We start from the raw sequence: 17,855 nt of genomic DNA on the forward strand, positions 1-17,855 counted from the left end.
AATAAATAAACATTTTATATGTGTGAAGTGTGATTTTTAGCCAGTTGGTAAGTCACGTAAATCATCAAAAAGGATCCACATGTATAAGATAAAATTAGCACTATTCGGTTTAGCTGTTTTAAGCAGTTCGCACGCTTCATTTGCAGAAGCTAATAAATCAGAATTCAACCGCTACGTTAACTTTAATTGGGGCGACTGCCCCTCAACGTTTAAAACACCAGACAATCGTAACCTCTGTTCTTTCGCAAAAGTGCCTGTTAACTGGGACAAACCAGACAGTGAGCAGATTGATATCATGGTGTCAAAATACCCTGCAAAAAGTACGGTTCCAAAAGGTCAAATTTGGTTTTTACAAGGTGGGCCAGGTTATTCTGCCAGCTTTTACGCCACGCACTACAACACGACGCTTGCACAATACACACAAGATTATGATTTATATATTTTAGAACATCGCGGCGTTGGCTGGTCAACACATTTGTCTTGCCCAAACCAATTTCAAGGAGATTATTTACAGTATCAAAAAGCATGCTATAACGAACTCTATAACCAGTGGGGAGAGAATTTATTTCATTTTAACACCACTGGAGCCGCTCACGATTTAGCTTACGCCATAGATAAAAGCAGAGCGACAAACTGGTTACCAACCTATGTCTATGGCGCGTCATACGGCACACTTTGGGCACAGCGTTTTACCCAAGTTGCCCCTCAGGGAGCCCAAGCAATTGTGTTGGACTCAATTGTGCCATCAAAAGGGTTTAGCTTAGATTTATGGGATGAAAATGCCAACTATATCTTCAGTGGGCTAGCCCAATATTGTGATAATGATCCACTATGCCGCAGTAAAATTGGCGCCAACTCCGAGACCACAATAAAGCAACTATTAAACAAGGTGTACTCACACTCTCACTGTAGTGAAACAAAGTTTAATCGAGATTCCTTACAAGCGCTTTCAACCTTACTCATGATGCGGTCGGTAGAAGGCGCATTAATGCCAACCTATTATAGATTGGCACGCTGTAACCAAGATGATGTTATCGCACTTAATAACTTACACCAGTATATTTTTGAAGGCGTTGGGCGCAAACTTATGGCCATTGAGCCTGATCATCCGCTTAATTTTTCACAGGTACTTTCCAGCCTCATAACACATAATGAAATTAGCTATGAGCCAAGAACCCTTTCAGAGCGACTTGAATATTGCCAAGACGCTGTTGCCTGTATACCTAAGAACCTGCTTTATAGCCGCTATATCCAAAAAGATGTATGGGGCAATAAATACAGTAATCAATTTGTGTATGCCAACGTTCAACATTATATACCCACATTAGTCTTAAATGGCGATTTGGACTTACAGACACCACATAGCTATGCGCATGAGTTTAAAAAAACATTTACCAACATAAACCAGCGATATATTGAGTTTCCCGAGATACCACACGCAGTGATCTTTGAATCTCCGGCAAATACGGCTAGTGGTAATCACTGTGGCGTCGACGTGATGCAAAGCTTTTTAAATAATATTTGGCAGCAGCCAAATACAGATTGTATTGCTAAACTCGAGGGGCTGAACTTCAACCTCTCAACGATCGAGAGCCAAGTTTTATTTGGCACTGATAATGCTTACGACGGCAGTGCAACCCCTATGTCCTTAGAATCACTAGAAAGCTTAAAAGCTCAAAACCCAGTGCAATTTGACAAGCATAGAGATACTTTTATGCGCCTCGCTTATTTTTAAGTAAACAACAAAAAAGACGCCAAAATGGCGTCTTCATATATGTTAGCAGCGTCGTGACCCGCAAGCCCTGCATGTCTCTGTCGCGACACACCCTTTATTTGTTCTATCACAATCGATGTCTGTATAGTAATAACGACCACCCGCAATTTTTGGTGTATTTTGCTGCATCAATGTATTTAGCTGGCTCAGTTCTTTAAAGTTTCTTTTTAGTAATTTGAGTTTCATTATTAACTTTCCTTTTAGTTTGTTTTTTAGCCACAACAACCGTATCAAAATATTCATAATGCCACAACAAAGCCGTAGCCCTGTTATTTAACGTTACAAAATCAACACTCACTCATCGAATAAAGCGTTCTATATTTTTACTAACCATTTATACTCATTAGCTGTAAGTAAAATACGTGCGTATAACAATGAAAACGAGAAACTATTTAGCAAGTATCCTTGTCGTAGCGAACACGACAACAGCTGCTGTATCAGCAAATGAAAAAGTCGAAGATGTCTATAAGACCAATTGCGCCTCGTGCCATGGAGCGCAATTGCAAGGGGCCATGGCAAGTTCATTATTAGATGCTAATTGGATAACTGATGGCTCTGATGATGCATTGACTAACGCCATAAAAAGCGGCCTAGTAGATCGCGGTATGCCCGCATTTGGACACGCTCTATCAGAAGAAACCATTCGTACACTCGTCGTTTATATCAGAGAAACGAGTTACAATGCTGATACGGCAAAAATCCAAACTCCTACCTTAAGTAAACAGTTCAAAACTGCACTTCATGATGTCAATACCCGAGAAGTTATCTCTACTAGCGGCATTATTTGGGCAATGGACTTTCTACCAGATGGCAGTTTACTGTATACCCTAAGAGAGGGTGAACTATGGCATCTAAACTCCAAAGGCAAGCATACTAAGATCAAGGGCACGCCTGAAGTATGGCACCGAGGACAAGGTGGTTTATTAGATGTTTTACCAGATCCAGATTACCTCAAAAATGGTTGGATTTATTTGTCATATAGTAAAAAGACAGGGAAAAATGAGGCAAATAGGGACATTGGGATCACAGCGGTTGTCCGCGGAAAAATTAAGAATGGCCAATGGGCAGAGCAACAAACCTTGTTTGAAGCGCCCAAGCAAACACATAAAAACCGTGGCTGGCACTTTGGCTCGCGTTTTGCCATTGATGGAGACTATTTATACTTTACCAATGGCGATGAGGGCCACCAAGATGACGCGCAAAACCTAAAAACACAAAATGGTAAAATCCACCGCATATACAAAGATGGACGCATCCCCAAAGATAACCCTTTTTATAATCAAAAAGACAGCTTAAAAACCATTTGGACGTACGGTAATCGTAACCCTCAAGGCCTAGTCATTCATCCTACGACAAACCAAGTTTGGTCTACAGAACACGGGCCAAGAGGGGGGGATGAGCTGAACCTCATCAGTAAGGGCGTCAACTACGGATGGCCAAAAGTCACTTTTGGCATGAATTACGATGGTTCACCAATCACGCCACACACCGATTTACCTGGTATGCAACTACCAGTGCACCAGTGGACACCTTCCATCGCTGTTGCCGGCATGAATTTTTATACAGGTACGCAATTCAAAAACTGGGAAGGCGATCTCTTTGTAGGGAGCCTTGCCAAAAAACAACTTCATCGTCTGAGAATAAAAAACAACCGTGTTGTGGATGATGAAATCATATTAAAAGGACTTGGTCGCATAAGAGATGTGGTAACAGCCCCCACAGGAGAGCTGTACATAACTATAAACGACCGTAAAAGTAACCAAAGTAAAATCGTCGCTCTCAGTGCCGTAAAATAACATTATTGGGTAGTGAATAAACAACTTCACTACCCAATAATTTGATTTATAAGTCACAGACTCAACTTACAATGCTTCACTTTAACCCGCGCAAAGGCATTGATTGATGTGATAATTTAAAAAATGAAGCGGATGTTCGCAGTCTTTCTGATAAAGCGACAATGCCCTTAACTGAGCTGGATAAATCGTTACTCGCTTGCGTTGAACGTTTAGATGCAGTATCCACCGCCTCGACAGTTTGGTTGATTTGATTCAATCCTACTTCTTGCTGCTTTGAAATTTCCATTATATTTTGCACCAAGTGCGATGTTTTATTTGCCGCAGGAATAATGGTTTCAAGTTGCGCCCCTGCATTTTCAGCTAAACTCACGCTTTCCCCCGCTCTTTTACCAATCCTCTCTGATGCACTTTGGCAGCGCTCTGAAAGCTTGCGCACTTCGCTGGCAACCACAGCAAACCCTTTACCGTGAATACCTGCACGAGACGCTTCAATGGTTGCATTTAATGCCAACAAATTTGTTTGATAGGCAATCTCGTCAATAATTTTTACCTGCTCAGCGATGCTTTTCATGGCTTCAATGGTTGTCTTGACCTTTTTTCCACCTTCATTTGCCTCTTGCGCAGTATTAATTGCCACTTGCTCTGTTGCCAATGCATAATCACTATTTGATTTAATTGAGTCGCTTATCGAACCAACAGCATATTTGGTGTCAGTGACACTGCGTTCCTGTGAAGCTGCAGTTTTCTCCATCTCTTTTGCCGTATCAATAACTAAAGATGAAAATCGCTCTAGCGCACTTGCACTTTGCTTAACTTCATAGATAACACGAGTGAATTGCTGTGCCATGCCCTGTAATGCGCGCATAAGATCGGCAATTTCACTTTGCCCCGTGACTTTTCTTTTAAAATATAAATTTCCCTTTGCCAATCTATTAGCAATTTCTACCGCCTCATTTATGGGTTTTGTGATAGAACGAGAGATAATGAATGCCAGTAAAATAGCGATCAGCAAGCTAAAAACGCTGACCGATATAACAAACTGCTGGGACACTTTATTGTCTTTTTGCAGTACAGGCCCCATCGTGTCTTGCTGATCTTTAATACTTAGTTTTAACGACTCAATTTTGTATGCAGCTTGCTGGCCAATCACATCTAATTTTTCACGTTTGAGCTGGTTACGCGTAAATATCACGTCGACTAATTCACTAAATTGATTCATATACCTAGGGGCGAGCCGCCTGACGTTTGCAAAGTGTCGACGTCGAGTTTCATCTTGCAGCTGCGCATCTAACTTTTCCAAGTTAACAATAAATGCCTTGTACTCCTTGCTGACTTCATCAACGTCTTCGCTGTCATTAGTATCTAAAAACTTGATGACATGAAGCCTCACTAAGAGTAGGTTTCTCAATGCCAAAGACGCATAAAACGCCGCTTCCATATCATTGTCTTCGCGAGCACTAATTAAAATGTTTGACAAATCCTGTTCCATCAAAGGCCCCATTTTATTCAGGCTTTCATGAACAATCTCATTGCGCTGCGCAATTTTATCTTCCACTTTCTGAAAGGTATTGGCGTATTGGTTTGCCAAATTTTCTACATCGATAAAGGTTTGGATTTGCTCTTTACTGATGGCATCTTTGTGCGCACTCACCAGCAACTCATTGAGAGTGGACATTCTGGTGCGCTCTTCTTGGAGCGCAATATGACTGCCGGTATTGATGTAATGCAGCGCAGCAATTCGTAATGTCAGCAGGTTGGCTTGAATTCTGCCCGCATTATTTGTATTCCTTGCTAAAGAGCGGTACTCCCTAAACCCATCCGCTGCGGTATTCAGTGCCTGAACAGACACCAGAACTGCACAGCTAAATAAAAGCAACAACACACAAAACCCAAAGCCTAAGCGACTTGATATTTTTAGCTGTGCAAACATATCTACCTTCCGGTATATCCATACCTTTGATATACGATTCTAAAAATATAATACAATAGCTACACATTGCTGGTTTTTATTGATTAAAACTCATCAATCAATGTTGTTGGTCTAATAAATCCCCCTAAGTTGAGTTAGTAAGCACAATTCAACACTTTCTGTTTAGCCGATTTAATTTCAATACAGGCCTCTTCAGTAGGAGCACGGACCTTTACAATGCCAAACACAACCTCTTCCTTTCTTTGGTTACTACATTGGCAATCGATGATCAATGAGCCATGTTGTAAATCTTTGTCAATCACTGTCACTTTTGTGGTAATTACATCTCCTACCACAACAGGCAAAGCAAATTTTAAGTCTTGTGAGAGATAAACCGCACCTGGGCCTGGAAGTTGAGAGCCAATGACCGCAGTGATCTGTGCAACTGTCCAGGCTCCCTGAACCACCGTTCCTTGAAAAGCCATATGATCTAGGCTTTTAGCATCAGGCTGAATGCCCAAACCTTGAATGTCGCTCGATTTCACTTGCCGAATACGCATTGCACTTTGTCCTATTTCAATGTCTTTAAAAACAACATTCTCTAGTTTCATTTTTTACCCTGTCATCTGGACGCAATTATCAATATAGCTCTCTAAGGCTATAACTATTTAGACTCAATAAACTCAGGCTTTGATAGCTTAAACAAAGACTTTATAAGTGCAAAACATAGTCATGATTAGAATCATAATTTCCAACAGCCGCTTATGTTATTACGCCCCCAGTGAACAGAACAGTACGACGCCAACATACCGTATATTTTGGATTTCTGATGCTAACCATTTTTAATTCAAAATCGACCACCACAGTCCTATTTGGCTAATAGCCCTATGTTTTTTTTAAGTATCTCACGAGTATAAAAGCGAGACTTTTCATAAATAAGTCAAATAGAAATAGTGACATGACTGGTAAATAAACAAGCAGACTTGTGAGGCCAGAATTAACACTACATCACTGAAAAGTAAGAATAATAATAAAATTCCTAACTTCATCGTTATCACTTTACTTATGAATAACAGACAGTATGATTCGTGCCGATTAAAACAACACTATAGGGATGAAAATGAAATTACTTGCCTTAGCAATATCAAGTGCTCTAATTTCAACAGCAACATTTGCTAGCGACACGTTTAACTTTGATTACGTTGGCGCAGGCTACGCCAAGTTTCAAATTGAAGATGAAGATGGCGATGGCCATATGCACTTGAATGGATTTACGGTAGAAGCAAGCAAGCAGCTTAACGAAAACTGGGTTGTTTCTTCTCAGTATGTTTTGACATCGCGCGATAGTACCCGTTCGGGATTATATTGGAATGACACTTTAAACGTGTACACAAAAGAGGAAATCGATTTTACTCAGTGGCACTTGGGCGCAGCCTATCTCATTCCCCTAGAACAAGGTACAGTATTAGAGCTTGTTAGTTCTTTTGGCAGAATGACTTATGACTATAGCCGCGAATATAAAGAAACCGTTGTCGAAAATGACCAATCTGACAGACATTCTCCTTATTACGGCGAACATCGACATATTGAGAATAAAGACCATACTAATACATTTGGCCTTGAAGCAAATTACCACATTACGCTTTTAGATAACTTAAAAGCCAGTGCAGGCCTAGGTTATCAACATATTTCAGATGCCGATGATAAGCATGAACTTGTCTACCAACTAGAATTAGCGTACGACATTACGAATGACTTTACTATCAGTGCAGCATACCGAAACGTAGATGTATTCGAGAATTATTTTGTGACAGTTAGATATAACTTCTAAATCATAAAATTTAGTGGGAGTAATGCGCTCCCACTATACAGCCTCTTCATTTTATGCACTTTTATCAATAATATGCACATCTCGTTGAGGATAAGGAATCGCAACATTCGCGTTGTCTAGCGCTGGTTTTATCGCTCGATTCGTCGCAAAATAAACATCCCAATAATCATCCGTTTTACACCAAACCCACACCGTCAAATCTATCGAATTATCTCCATAGCCAACAACGCCAACAAATGGTGCAGGCTCTTGTAAAATACGATCGTCATTTTTTGCCATATTCAATAGTGCCTTTTCGGCTTCGTCTACACTGTTGTTGTAGCTTATTCCCACGCTGAGATCGACACGTCGAATTGGTTCGTGGGTCACATTATTTACTTGCTCACTCGCCAATGGTCCATTAGGAAGGATGATGCGTCGATTGTCTAACGTCGTTAAGAACGTACAGAACACATCAATTGCCTCAACGACACCTTCTTCACCTTGCGCGACAATGTAATCGCCAACTTTGAAAGGTTTGAAAATCAAAATCAGTACGCCGCCGGCAAAGTTTGACAAACTTCCTTGCAATGCGAGACCCACAGCAAGGCCAGCAGCACCTAAAATGGCAATGAAAGAGGTTGTTTTCACACCTAACATCGAAATGACGGATATGAATAAACATGCTTTGAGTAAAACAGTCGCTACACTACTGAGCCACTTTCTCAGCGAAATGTTGAAATCCCGCTTCTCAAGCAAATAATCAATGGCGCTGCCTACAAGAGAAATTAACCACAAGCCTACGATTAGCGTAATAATCGCCAATGCGAGTTTAGGCGCAAAGCTCACAGTATGCTCAATCACCAAATCCATAATTTTTTGCAGATCAATCGAAAATGTGTCCATAGAAACCTCACTAATTAAACCTAAAGAACTAAGCTTAGTTAAAAAAATGAAATTAATTATGAATTTTTATTACTAAAACACTTTTACCTGACCTGCTTACTAGCAAATGTATAATGCAATCAAAGTACTGTTGTATTTATTTCAAAGAAATTACATGAATAACAACATAATCTATAAGTAAAAAGCTCCTTTTTTCATACCACACAAGTTTACTGGGTACACATTAGCATGAGTCAATACGAATTATAGTGCTTTGATTTAACAATACAAATAAAATATTCGGCCACAAACTTTATAATCACAACGGTATCATTTTTACGTCTTAGCTGTAATCAGCTGTAATTTCCCATGTTATAGAGCTGTGCAAAAATATTAACAATACTTAACTACCGTCAGAGAATAATATGTCCAATCAATACCCAATTGTACTTGGCTGGCTGCAGAGGAAATGGCCTTGGATCCTATCTACGCTCATTGTCCTTGCCATTGTTGTGACCGCTTTTCGCACCTTATCAGCGTTAAGTGAACTAAAATATGCCCTTACTCCCCCTAAATTACCGCAATACCAGCACCTTGACACTCAATTTATCAATCAAACGGGTTGGCCAAGCACCGATAATTATAACCATCAGTGGCCATACCATGCATCACAAGGAACAGCTACACTGCCAATTCCTTATGAATGGCTAGTCGCACTGGAAGCACCGAAAAACACACCTTGGTTTATTTTATTTAGCGAAGAGAAAACTTTTCTTACTGAATACATATACCGATTGGGTTTTATAAACTTAAACGATACAGAACAAACAGAGTCTACTGAATTACAACTTCCATTGGGCTTGGCAAAAACCTCGAGCATCCCAATGCCTGGTCTAAACCGTAAGGCAACGGCGGTCGGTTTTACATGCACAGCGTGCCACACCGGACAGTTTACTTATCAAAACACTCGATATGTGGTTGATGGTGGCCCTGCAATGACAGATTTGGGATTACTCACTAAATCTCTAGGTGCAGCCATTGGTCAAACAGTATTATCAAGCAAGCTTGCACCCTTTGATGGTCGCTTCGAGCGCTTCGCTCAAAAAGTGCTGGGTAGCAATTACAATGTAGTCAGTAAAGCGAAACTCAAAGCGGCACTCATAGAGACCGTTGCCAAGCTTGCTAAAGGGCAAGATACCATTAACGTCACTGAAGGCTTTACTCGCCTAGATGCGCTCAACCGCATTGGCAACAAGGTATTTGCTGACAACATGGACCGACCTGAAAACTATAATCCAATAGAAGCACCGGTAAATTATCCGCATATATGGACCACATCTTGGTTTGATTGGGTTCAATATGATGGCTCAATTATGCAGCCGCTAATTCGAAATGCTGGCGAAGCATTGGGTGTCGCAGCCTATGTTGATATGCAGATCCCTACTAACCAATTACAGCAACCCGCCACTTTCGCAAGCTCTATCCCAATTAAATCTCTTTATGACATTGAGCACTGGTTGGCAGGTGAATACCCGTTAAAGGATTACACTCCCGGTGAGCTTGGTAAAATCAATGGGCTAAAGGCCCCTAAATGGCCGGACAGCCTGCCTGCAATAGACACAACATTAGCTGCCAAAGGCAAGGAGCTATACAAACAAAACTGCCAAAGTTGCCACTTACCCCCTATGGATAGCCCTGATTTTTGGCAAGATCATTGGAAGAAAATCAGTTATGAACAAGATGGAAAAGTGCAAGAAACTGATTTGAAATACCTAGCGCTAAAACTCGTTGACTTGGCATACATTGGCACAGATCCAGCGCAAGCTGAAGTGCTTCCTAATCGCACCGTCAATACCAAGCAACTTGGCCTTGATACTGACTTATGTGTATACGTAGATGATCAGCAAAAAACCACAAACATGCGTGAAGATTTACAGTTTGTCACGGTAAAAGACAGCGCAACAAGTAACTTTGCCCTTGCACTGGGTGCTGTGGTTGAAGAAACCAATCAACAATGGTTTAGACAAAACTATACAAGTGGTGAGTGGCAGCAGAAACTTGAGGGCGGCCGACCAAATTGCCTCAGACATAGCTTTGCTTACAAAGCACGCCCACTCAATGGAATATGGGCAACAGCGCCTTACCTTCACAATGGGTCCGTTCCCAATCTTTATAGCTTGTTATCTGAACCGCATGAAAGACCCACTTTTGTTGAGCTTGGTGGGCTAGAGTTTGACCCAATCAATGTGGGCATCTCTCAAGGTAAACATGTGAATACGCTCAACCAGCGATTTGATCTGCAACCTGCCAATCAAACTGATGACTATCAAAATGGATATTTCATATTGGATACGCGCCAAGCAGGAAACCACAATAGCGGTCATGCCTTTACTGATAATAAAACGGTGGTAGGGAAAATAGGTAAAAAACTCAGCCATGAAGAAAAAATGGCGCTGATAGAATACCTAAAAACACTGTAATTAAAACACGCGCATACCATATGATTTGCAAAAGTTAGGAGGCTAGCGCCGTACAATGCGTTTTCGCCATGCGAATTGCTTGCGAAATGCACTTGGCGTCATGCCTTCATGCTTTTTATAACACTGGTTAAAGTAAGCACTGCTGTTAAATCCGCATCGATATGCTACCACGCCGATAGGCAAAGCAGTTGTCGCAAGTAAATGCTTTGCCCGCTTCAACCTAAGCGTCAGGCAATACTGTGTATAACTAATCCCCAAACTGCTTTTAAACAGCCTCTTGAGCGTAGCGACGCTCAAATTAACCTCCCCAGCCAATTCTGGTAGGCTAGGTAAACACGCAATACGACTTTTCAATAGTTCCAATATCGGTGACATTCTAGCTACATTTCTAGCAGATGCATTGACAGAAGCGCTCTGCATTACTTTCGCCTGCATCAATATGAACAACACTTCGCTTAGCAATGTTAGTCTCTTAAGTGCACTCGCCGTGTTCATCTCAAACATGTACTCTTTGACTTTGAGTGCAGTGTCTTTTGAGAACACACAGCCTTGTTCTAGCCCGTTTAGCCAAGCTTGTATGGCTTCCAATTCGCTAATATCAACCGCAAATAATGACTTTGGCCACAACACAACCACCACATCACCCACAGGTGCTTGCTGCTCAGTGTTATCCCAAGTATGCGGCTCTGTTGGTAAAATTAATGCCAAGTCAATAGACTCAAATATATGTACATCATCCGCTAAAAATCGCTTTCCATTTGCGCCTAAAGTTAAAATTAACTCATAGCAATCATGTTGATGCCATTCAAACAACAGTGGACTATTTTGAATATGTTTAACACTGACAGACTCGTTGACGGAAAAACGAACAGGTGCTGGTTTAATTTGATTAATGAGCTAAAACCTTAAAAAAATGAACCAATAAATAAATTAGTAGTGTGCGTTTTTGGCAAAGTAAACGCAACTCAAATAACGGGATGTAAAGTAATGAATGTCGTATTCGACCTGGATGGTACGTTAATTTTTCATGGTAAACCAATGCAAGATGCCGTAACTGACGCACTGCAAAAAATTGAACAGCAAGGGGCGACTGTCTTTTTCGCAACTGCACGCCCCTTAAGGGATACACTGCCAGTCATTGCAAAACCATTTTGGGATCATCAGATAATAGGCTGTAATGGCGCCATGATAAGCAAAAATAGGCAGGTCATAGACGCTTTGCACTTTGACAAAGATGAAATTGTTGAAGTCTTGGACTGGTTGGATAGAGAAAACATTGCGTACCTTTACGATGGTCTTGAAGAATATGCCATTTCCACCACGCCACATCATTTTCATCAGGACGTCAAAAAGCTGGGTAGAGATCCTGTGTGCAATCAATCAGCTAGGCAGCAACCTATTGTGAAGCTTTTGGTGCTTGAAGAGCACCGACATGAAGAAGTCAAAACGTTTCTCACAACCGTTTTGAGTGATTATGACGTATATCACCACAATGGCTATCATAGTTTTGATGTGGTGCCTAAAAACAGTAACAAGCTTAATGCGCTTTTACGAATTGGCCTCGATATGAATCACACGATTTGCATGGGTAATGATCAAAATGACATTGCTATGTTGGAAGCAGCCAAAAAAGCATATGTGGTTGGAGATTTAATCACCTTAAGCCGTGACTTTACACAGTTGAATCAAGATTCGCTGATCACACACCTCGATGAGATTGCTAAATTTGTTTACTTACCTGCTTGATCCACAATGAATTGAGCGTGTACTCACGCTCTCATATCTGAGTATCAATTTTGATGTTACTAACCATGCTAAACATCTAAGTTAAATGTAAGAATCACCTATTTACATTCGCCGGACATTCCAACACGCTAGCGCAACTCAAAGTCAACTCCTCCACTGTTTACCTAAGAAGCATTTTTGTCTAATAGTAAACCTATCTCGTAATAAACACGTATTGCTAATAAATCTAGATGGGAGGTTGTATGAGCCACTATGTTATTAAAGGTCACGACTATGAAGCCTTTCGTGATACCCAAGACGAACTAGAATCACTGCATGTTGACAATGAAGATATCAGTGCAATTTGCGATGATAAGCCCCACCCCTTACATGATTGTTTGACAAATCATATAGTCCACCTTATGAAATCAGAGTTAATGGTGTTGTTCACTATCATCACAGCAGCATATTGTGCCGTAGCGTGGGTGCTGATCCCACCGACAGCCGCGATAATAGGTACGGTGATCCTAGGGATGTTTAGTCTTTGGGTGAGCGGATTGATTGGAACAGATTTAGTCAGATATTACATGATGTGCAAGGATTCAACACAAGGCGAACACCACCCATTAGTGTTGCATGTTGAAATTGATGATAGTCAACAAGAAACACTAAACAAAGTCATGCAAAATCACCCGCAAATGAACCTCCAAAAACTACAATAAGCATGTTGGCTTGCAAGTGCAGGCCAACTTACTGCCTCTTGCTAAATCGCTCGTAACTCTTTTTCACTAAAAAGTATATCTTTACATAGGCTTGGTAAATCAGATGGTTTTAGCCCACCCGGAAGGTGTTTTAACTTATCAAGGCTCTTACCCGACTTAATTGAGTTCTCAGGATCGGTCATTACTCCATTTATCCATGGCATAAAATAAGAAACACGTGAGTAGACCTCCAAACTGTTATACTTTTCTGAAGGCCCACCGCCATAGCGAGAGCTTAAACCCATAACGTAATAGTCATTTCCCTGTTTGAAATACGCAGGTCCGCCGCTGTCACCACCGCCAGAGATCCCCTCCAAAGGCAATGCTGATTCTCCGTTATCAAATTTAAATGTTAAGATTGGCCCCTTGGCTTGCTCAACTCGGTTTTGTGCCTTTCTAAGCACACCTTTATTGTCATAATTATCTACCGTTACCCCGGTCATTCCATTACCTGTTCCGCCGATACCAATAAACCAAATATCTCGTCCAGCCTCATTTGTTTTTTGGTATAACTTCGCTGGACTAATCTTATGAATTGGCTCAGAAAGCTCAACTAAAGCAATATCATGACTGACACCTGGAGTGTGTTTAGGGTGAACATGCAGACGTTTAACTATTGCACTACCTTGAGTTGTTTTTATCTTTGTACCCGGCTTCAAACAAAATGTTGTATGCGCTGCGGTAATTATCCAATTTGGCTTAATTAACGAACCATGTGCACCATCAATATAAAAAGTTGTAAGTGCAGGAAAATCCGATGGTTGCGCTAAATATTGCTTATCTTCCATATCATGGCGAATAAGAATAGCACTTGCGTTATAACTAATGAGCACGAGTGACAATAATATATACTTCATAACCTTCCTTATTAGGTATATAAATTAAATTTATACATAGTAGATGTTTAAATTAAAGTTAGAAAACCCAGATTACAAACAGCATAAAAAACATTACAACCTAAGAATTTTTATAATAGAAATATCGGGCATTTAATTTACAATATAAGTTACTCCTAAAATAACTAAGAGTAACTTACTAAGATAACAAAATACTTTTAAACCAGTGACTACTTACTGAAAATAAAATTGCCCTTGAAAAGCCAGCCCCTCATCCGCCACAAAGTAACCTTGCCAGCTACCTGCCTTAACATCGTATACATCATCTTCAGAATGCTCTATTGTTAATGCATTATTTGATTGAATACCTTTTAAATATTCAACACCATAAAAAGACCAATCGGAAAACCCTTTACTCAGCAAGTTAGCATGGATAAGTTGAGTACTATTAAAATTTGCACGCTCCGATAATAGCAAAGACTTAAAACTCTTATCATTCCATAAATATAAGACCTGATTGCATCCTGTTAAAACGCCTAATTCACCTGTTTGGCTGTAAAACTTAGGTAACGAACTCAGGTGCTTGTCTATAAAATTCTGTACCCCATTTTGCTCATCATAACAGGCCAAAGAAAACGATAAATCTTCTTTATTTGGTAGTTTACCCAAAGCCAAACCAGATAGCCTTAACTCCACTTCATCTTCTGATATACGAAACCGATCATAATCAAGCAAGCTATACTTTTGTTCTAAAGAAGTAAGAGATGACTCTGACATTGCATGATAAGTCATGTTTATTTCTGTGTTATTTACTTCTAACAATGGTTTAGTTGCCGCTATTTCTATAAAATTACTCCAAACTGTCGGTAATAAGTCTCTATGATACTGCCCTCCAACCAACACATCTTGTTCAAAAAACAAAACGGTATTACGGCCTATTGTCGCTAAACGCCACATATCATTGACTCGCCAATCAAAGCTAAACCTTCCAATCTGTTTTAGTGCATCTTGATAAGATATTCCCAATTCAAGGCCATAAATACGCTTATCACTGATTTTCAGAGACGGTATGATTTGCTCTTGTACCAAGGTTTCCACTTGAGCTTTTTCTAATCTGATTTTTGAGAAATTGTAGAAGTAGCTAAGCTTATTACTCTCATCTGTAGATATTACTTGCCCATGCTCGCAACCAGTAATAGGGGATAGGTGGAGAAAACCAGTGATCTGAGCACTTCTAGTTATCTTTCCTCCTCTTATTTTTTCTTCATCTTGCTTGAATCTAATTGACTCAATAAGATAGCTAGTGCCATTTAAAGCTTTTACGTATGCTTTATTAAGTAACGCTTTCTTTAAATCAGCGACAGCTTCATCTTTTGAATACTTTTTATCAAAGTTCGTACTCTCTCTAAAATGAACATCTTTCCCCTCAGGCAGCTTAGTACACTCACTACCTCTAAAGAACACTTCCTTGGCATTTGACATACAGCTTATTATGAGCAAAAAAAACAATATCGATACTCGCATCCTTACCTCTTTATTTTTATAATCAAAACCCATATAAGAAATAACACAAAACCAGAAGATATAAAAGAAAACAAAAAAACAAATATTAAAAAAATAATAATTAAAAACACCACCACATAAAACAAAAATAGATAACAAAAACTCAAGACCAACAAAAACCCAGCCTCAATTAATATACACCAATGAAAAACCAACAAAAAGCTTACGAAAAATCAATGCAAATATTAATTTAATATTTCCACCCTACCTTTATGTTATTTAATAAAAAGCCATTACTTATAAATTCTTTATAATAATAAGTTATATAAGGTGTAGAGGATGACGCAAACTACCGAAAGTGGTAAGCGCTATTCATATCAGGATAAAACTCAATTATCATGATACGACGCATTAAGGTGTTTTTGGTTTCGTATGGTATTGTTGAACGAATAGGCCACTCTAAGTTCAAACATGGATTCTGTGGCTCGAAGCCAGAATCAATAACCTATGGAGTTAGTTGTTAAAGGTGAATTTGTATGCTCTTTGTATCAATGAATTTTGGGCAACGAAAAAGCGCCGAAGAGCTTTAGCTATATTATTTTTCCTTCTCCAGACTGCTGGCCAACTTCAACAAACACAGAGTGTCCTGCGCAACTAAATCAGGACACTTTTCTTAAGGAATTTTGCTCATACTCTACTGGCGTTTGATCACAGTTAGCTGTATGAAGTCGCTCTAAATTGTAATAGCGCATATACGCTGTCACATCATTTCTCATATATTCACGAGTTAGCTGAGGCACTTTCAACAACCAATCGTGTTTTAAACTGCCGAAGAACCGTTCAACCACGGCATTATCCCAACAAGCTCCGACATCACCCATACTCGCTCTAATGCCGTAATTAGCTAACAGTTTTCGGTAATGCTTACTGGTATATTGCGAACCTCTATCAGAGTGAAACACCAAGTCTTTTGGTGGCTGGCGTAAGTTATACGCTTTCATCATCGCTTTGCTCACTAAGTCTGTGGTCATGCGTCTATCAATGTGCCAACCAACGATACGGCGTGAATATAAGTCCATAACAATGGCTAGGTACATCCAGCCTTCGCCAGTTCTTAAATAGGTCACATCACCAGCCCATACCTGATTAGGCGCAACAGGATTAAAGTTCTGATTCAGTAAATTATCAGCAACAGCATCACTGTGCTTGCGTTTGGTTGTTACCTTATAGGCTATGCGCTGGGTAACAACTAAGCCAAGCTTAGCCATTAACTTTTTAACGCCATACTCGCTAACATTTAGTCCCTCCTTGCATAACCGTTTCCGCAGTTCTCGGTAGCCTAAGCTATTTCGACTTCGCTTGAATATCGCTTTAGCTCTTCGATATAAATGAAGTTGCTCAGCCGTAATGATCTTAGCTGGGCGTTTAAGCCAAGCGTAATAAGCACTTCGGCTTACTTTCATTATTTTGCAAAGCTTCACCACAGAAAACGCTGTAGCTAGCTGTTGAATTGTTTGAAACGCTACTTCGTTTCCCTTAGCAGGAGGGAGCTGGCCTTTTTTAATATTTCTTTTTCCATCCTTAGCTCTTTAACTTCCTTTCGTAGCTTCAATAATTCGGCTCGCTCATCAGCACTTAAAATCGAGCCTGATTGCTCTGCTTCAAATTTTGCTTTCCAGTTATAAAGTAATTTATCTGTGATACCTAAAGACGCAGCCGCTTTAGATACGCTATAACCTTGCTCGGTTACTAATGCGACGGCTTCTTGTTTAAATTCAGCCGTGTAACTTCTGTTTGTTCTTTTTGTCATTTAACACCTCAATAATTGGATTATATTCCATTATCAAAGTGTCCTGTTTAATTACAGCAGATCACTTTTCGTTTCAATCTCCGGGCGGTCATAGTTTCTTCTCTTTGTAGCATTAATCTATTACATCAACAGAATTTTTCTGGAAATCTTTCAATACTCTTTGACAAGGAAGTTAACACATCATCAACATTAATTTCATCTAGTTTAAAGCTCAGAACATATTCTTCATCAGTATCATAGTTATAATTCTTACCGCTTGGATGAAATCCAAAATCGAGATTTACGCGTACTTCATCTTCATTGATAAAGCAAAATCCCAACTCACTTTCAGTAAACGATATATCCTCAACTGTAAATCTATCTGTAACAAAACTTTCAAACCAATCTCGAAGTTCTACTAATTCAAACGTTCTGAGGCAAGAATCGACAGCACTCCAAGACAAACCATCAATACACGCTGTCATTCGAACCGATAGCCAATTTGCATCATGCTTATCCTTAGAGTTAGGAAATTCATAACCGAGTATCTCTACTTCAAGTTTACTTCTTTCATTTGATAGCTGCAC

14 protein-coding genes and 1 pseudogene are annotated in these 17,855 nt (G+C 39.9%); 6 read left to right on the plus strand and 9 right to left on the minus strand.

Annotated features, from left to right (window positions below; genetic code table 11):
* The first annotated feature begins 79 nt into the window (after positions 1–79).
* Positions 80–1,735 carry an alpha/beta hydrolase gene (locus tag AC2CZC_RS26395; RefSeq protein ID WP_484585315.1) on the plus strand — a complete coding sequence of 552 codons (1,656 nt, stop codon included), beginning with the start codon at positions 80–82 and terminating at the stop codon, positions 1,733–1,735.
* 42 nt (positions 1,736–1,777) lie between these two features.
* Here the strand turns inward: AC2CZC_RS26395 and AC2CZC_RS26400 are convergent, their stop codons facing one another.
* The gene (locus AC2CZC_RS26400) at positions 1,778–1,960 is read right to left on the minus strand and encodes a hypothetical protein (RefSeq protein WP_063360547.1); all 183 of its coding nucleotides are present in this window, start codon (positions 1,958–1,960) and stop codon (positions 1,778–1,780) included.
* 188 nt (positions 1,961–2,148) lie between these two features.
* On the opposite strand from AC2CZC_RS26400, the gene AC2CZC_RS26405 reads away from it, so the two are divergent.
* Complete coding sequence (locus tag AC2CZC_RS26405) at positions 2,149–3,570, plus strand: PQQ-dependent sugar dehydrogenase (RefSeq protein ID WP_484585316.1); 1,422 nt, start codon at positions 2,149–2,151, stop codon at positions 3,568–3,570.
* A 414-nt stretch (positions 3,571–3,984) separates the two neighbouring features.
* Here the strand turns inward: AC2CZC_RS26405 and AC2CZC_RS26410 are convergent.
* Together AC2CZC_RS26410 and AC2CZC_RS26415 are read right to left on the minus strand one after the other, a co-directional pair.
* Positions 3,985–5,500: pseudogene (locus tag AC2CZC_RS26410) on the minus strand (methyl-accepting chemotaxis protein); the annotation flags it as partial.
* A 134-nt stretch (positions 5,501–5,634) separates the two neighbouring features.
* A complete protein-coding gene (locus AC2CZC_RS26415) occupies positions 5,635–6,090 on the minus strand; it encodes a hypothetical protein (RefSeq protein WP_484585317.1) in 456 nt (151 codons plus the stop codon).
* Between the two features lie 509 nt (positions 6,091–6,599).
* Between AC2CZC_RS26415 and AC2CZC_RS26420 the strand changes: the two genes are divergently transcribed.
* Positions 6,600–7,310: a TonB-dependent receptor domain-containing protein gene (locus tag AC2CZC_RS26420; RefSeq protein WP_484585318.1), complete on the plus strand. Its 711-nt coding sequence runs from the start codon at positions 6,600–6,602 to the stop codon at positions 7,308–7,310.
* 51 nt (positions 7,311–7,361) lie between these two features.
* Here AC2CZC_RS26420 and AC2CZC_RS26425 read toward each other — a convergent pair whose 3' ends face one another.
* Positions 7,362–8,195 (minus strand): mechanosensitive ion channel family protein, encoded by an 834-nt coding sequence (locus tag AC2CZC_RS26425; protein WP_484585319.1) that lies wholly within the window; start codon positions 8,193–8,195, stop codon positions 7,362–7,364.
* A gap of 404 nt (positions 8,196–8,599) precedes the next feature.
* On the opposite strand from AC2CZC_RS26425, the gene AC2CZC_RS26430 reads away from it, so the two are divergent.
* Positions 8,600–10,654: a di-heme-cytochrome C peroxidase gene (locus tag AC2CZC_RS26430; RefSeq protein ID WP_484585320.1), complete on the plus strand. Its 2,055-nt coding sequence runs from the start codon at positions 8,600–8,602 to the stop codon at positions 10,652–10,654.
* A gap of 42 nt (positions 10,655–10,696) precedes the next feature.
* Here the strand turns inward: AC2CZC_RS26430 and AC2CZC_RS26435 are convergent, their stop codons facing one another.
* A complete protein-coding gene (locus AC2CZC_RS26435; RefSeq protein WP_484585321.1) occupies positions 10,697–11,467 on the minus strand; it encodes an AraC family transcriptional regulator in 771 nt (256 codons plus the stop codon).
* A 174-nt stretch (positions 11,468–11,641) separates the two neighbouring features.
* On the opposite strand from AC2CZC_RS26435, the gene AC2CZC_RS26440 reads away from it, so the two are divergent.
* The gene (locus AC2CZC_RS26440) at positions 11,642–12,400 is read left to right on the plus strand and encodes an HAD-IIB family hydrolase (RefSeq protein ID WP_484585322.1); all 759 of its coding nucleotides are present in this window, start codon (positions 11,642–11,644) and stop codon (positions 12,398–12,400) included.
* Positions 12,401–12,642: 242 nt separating this feature from the next.
* Positions 12,643–13,101: a hypothetical protein gene (locus tag AC2CZC_RS26445; RefSeq protein ID WP_237136269.1), complete on the plus strand. Its 459-nt coding sequence runs from the start codon at positions 12,643–12,645 to the stop codon at positions 13,099–13,101.
* A gap of 41 nt (positions 13,102–13,142) precedes the next feature.
* Here the strand turns inward: AC2CZC_RS26445 and AC2CZC_RS26450 are convergent, their stop codons facing one another.
* The 4 genes from AC2CZC_RS26450 to AC2CZC_RS26465 form a co-directional block, all read right to left on the minus strand.
* Positions 13,143–13,997 carry a trypsin-like serine protease gene (locus AC2CZC_RS26450; protein ID WP_484585323.1) on the minus strand — a complete coding sequence of 285 codons (855 nt, stop codon included), beginning with the start codon at positions 13,995–13,997 and terminating at the stop codon, positions 13,143–13,145.
* A 213-nt stretch (positions 13,998–14,210) separates the two neighbouring features.
* Positions 14,211–15,638 carry a hypothetical protein gene (locus AC2CZC_RS26455; protein WP_484585324.1) on the minus strand — a complete coding sequence of 476 codons (1,428 nt, stop codon included), beginning with the start codon at positions 15,636–15,638 and terminating at the stop codon, positions 14,211–14,213.
* A 500-nt stretch (positions 15,639–16,138) separates the two neighbouring features.
* Positions 16,139–17,289, minus strand: a protein-coding gene (locus AC2CZC_RS26460) for an IS3 family transposase (protein WP_484585325.1) whose coding sequence is annotated in 2 segments (ribosomal slippage) — positions 16,139–17,019 and positions 17,019–17,289 — 1,152 coding nt in all. Because the reading frame shifts where the segments join, the coding sequence is not laid out codon by codon here.
* Between the two features lie 125 nt (positions 17,290–17,414).
* Complete coding sequence (locus tag AC2CZC_RS26465; RefSeq protein WP_484585326.1) at positions 17,415–17,855, minus strand: WapI family immunity protein; 441 nt, start codon at positions 17,853–17,855, stop codon at positions 17,415–17,417.

It is taken from the genome of Pseudoalteromonas sp. MMG033, assembly GCF_057197785.1.

Excerpts from the sequence above, each read along its gene's own strand:
- AC2CZC_RS26420 (WP_484585318.1), top strand. The coding sequence starts at position 6,600 with ATGAAATTACTTGCCTTAGCAATATCAAGTGCTCTAATTTCAACAGCA.
- AC2CZC_RS26440 (WP_484585322.1), top strand. The coding sequence starts at position 11,642 with ATGAATGTCGTATTCGACCTGGATGGTACGTTAATTTTTCATGGTAAA.
- AC2CZC_RS26415 (WP_484585317.1), bottom strand. The coding sequence starts at position 6,090 with ATGAAACTAGAGAATGTTGTTTTTAAAGACATTGAAATAGGACAAAGT.
- AC2CZC_RS26425 (WP_484585319.1), bottom strand. The coding sequence starts at position 8,195 with ATGGACACATTTTCGATTGATCTGCAAAAAATTATGGATTTGGTGATT.
- AC2CZC_RS26395 (WP_484585315.1), top strand. The coding sequence starts at position 80 with ATGTATAAGATAAAATTAGCACTATTCGGTTTAGCTGTTTTAAGCAGT.
- AC2CZC_RS26430 (WP_484585320.1), top strand. The coding sequence starts at position 8,600 with ATGTCCAATCAATACCCAATTGTACTTGGCTGGCTGCAGAGGAAATGG.
- AC2CZC_RS26450 (WP_484585323.1), bottom strand. The coding sequence starts at position 13,997 with ATGAAGTATATATTATTGTCACTCGTGCTCATTAGTTATAACGCAAGT.
- AC2CZC_RS26400 (WP_063360547.1), bottom strand. The coding sequence starts at position 1,960 with ATGAAACTCAAATTACTAAAAAGAAACTTTAAAGAACTGAGCCAGCTA.
- AC2CZC_RS26445 (WP_237136269.1), top strand. The coding sequence starts at position 12,643 with ATGAGCCACTATGTTATTAAAGGTCACGACTATGAAGCCTTTCGTGAT.
- AC2CZC_RS26405 (WP_484585316.1), top strand. The coding sequence starts at position 2,149 with ATGAAAACGAGAAACTATTTAGCAAGTATCCTTGTCGTAGCGAACACG.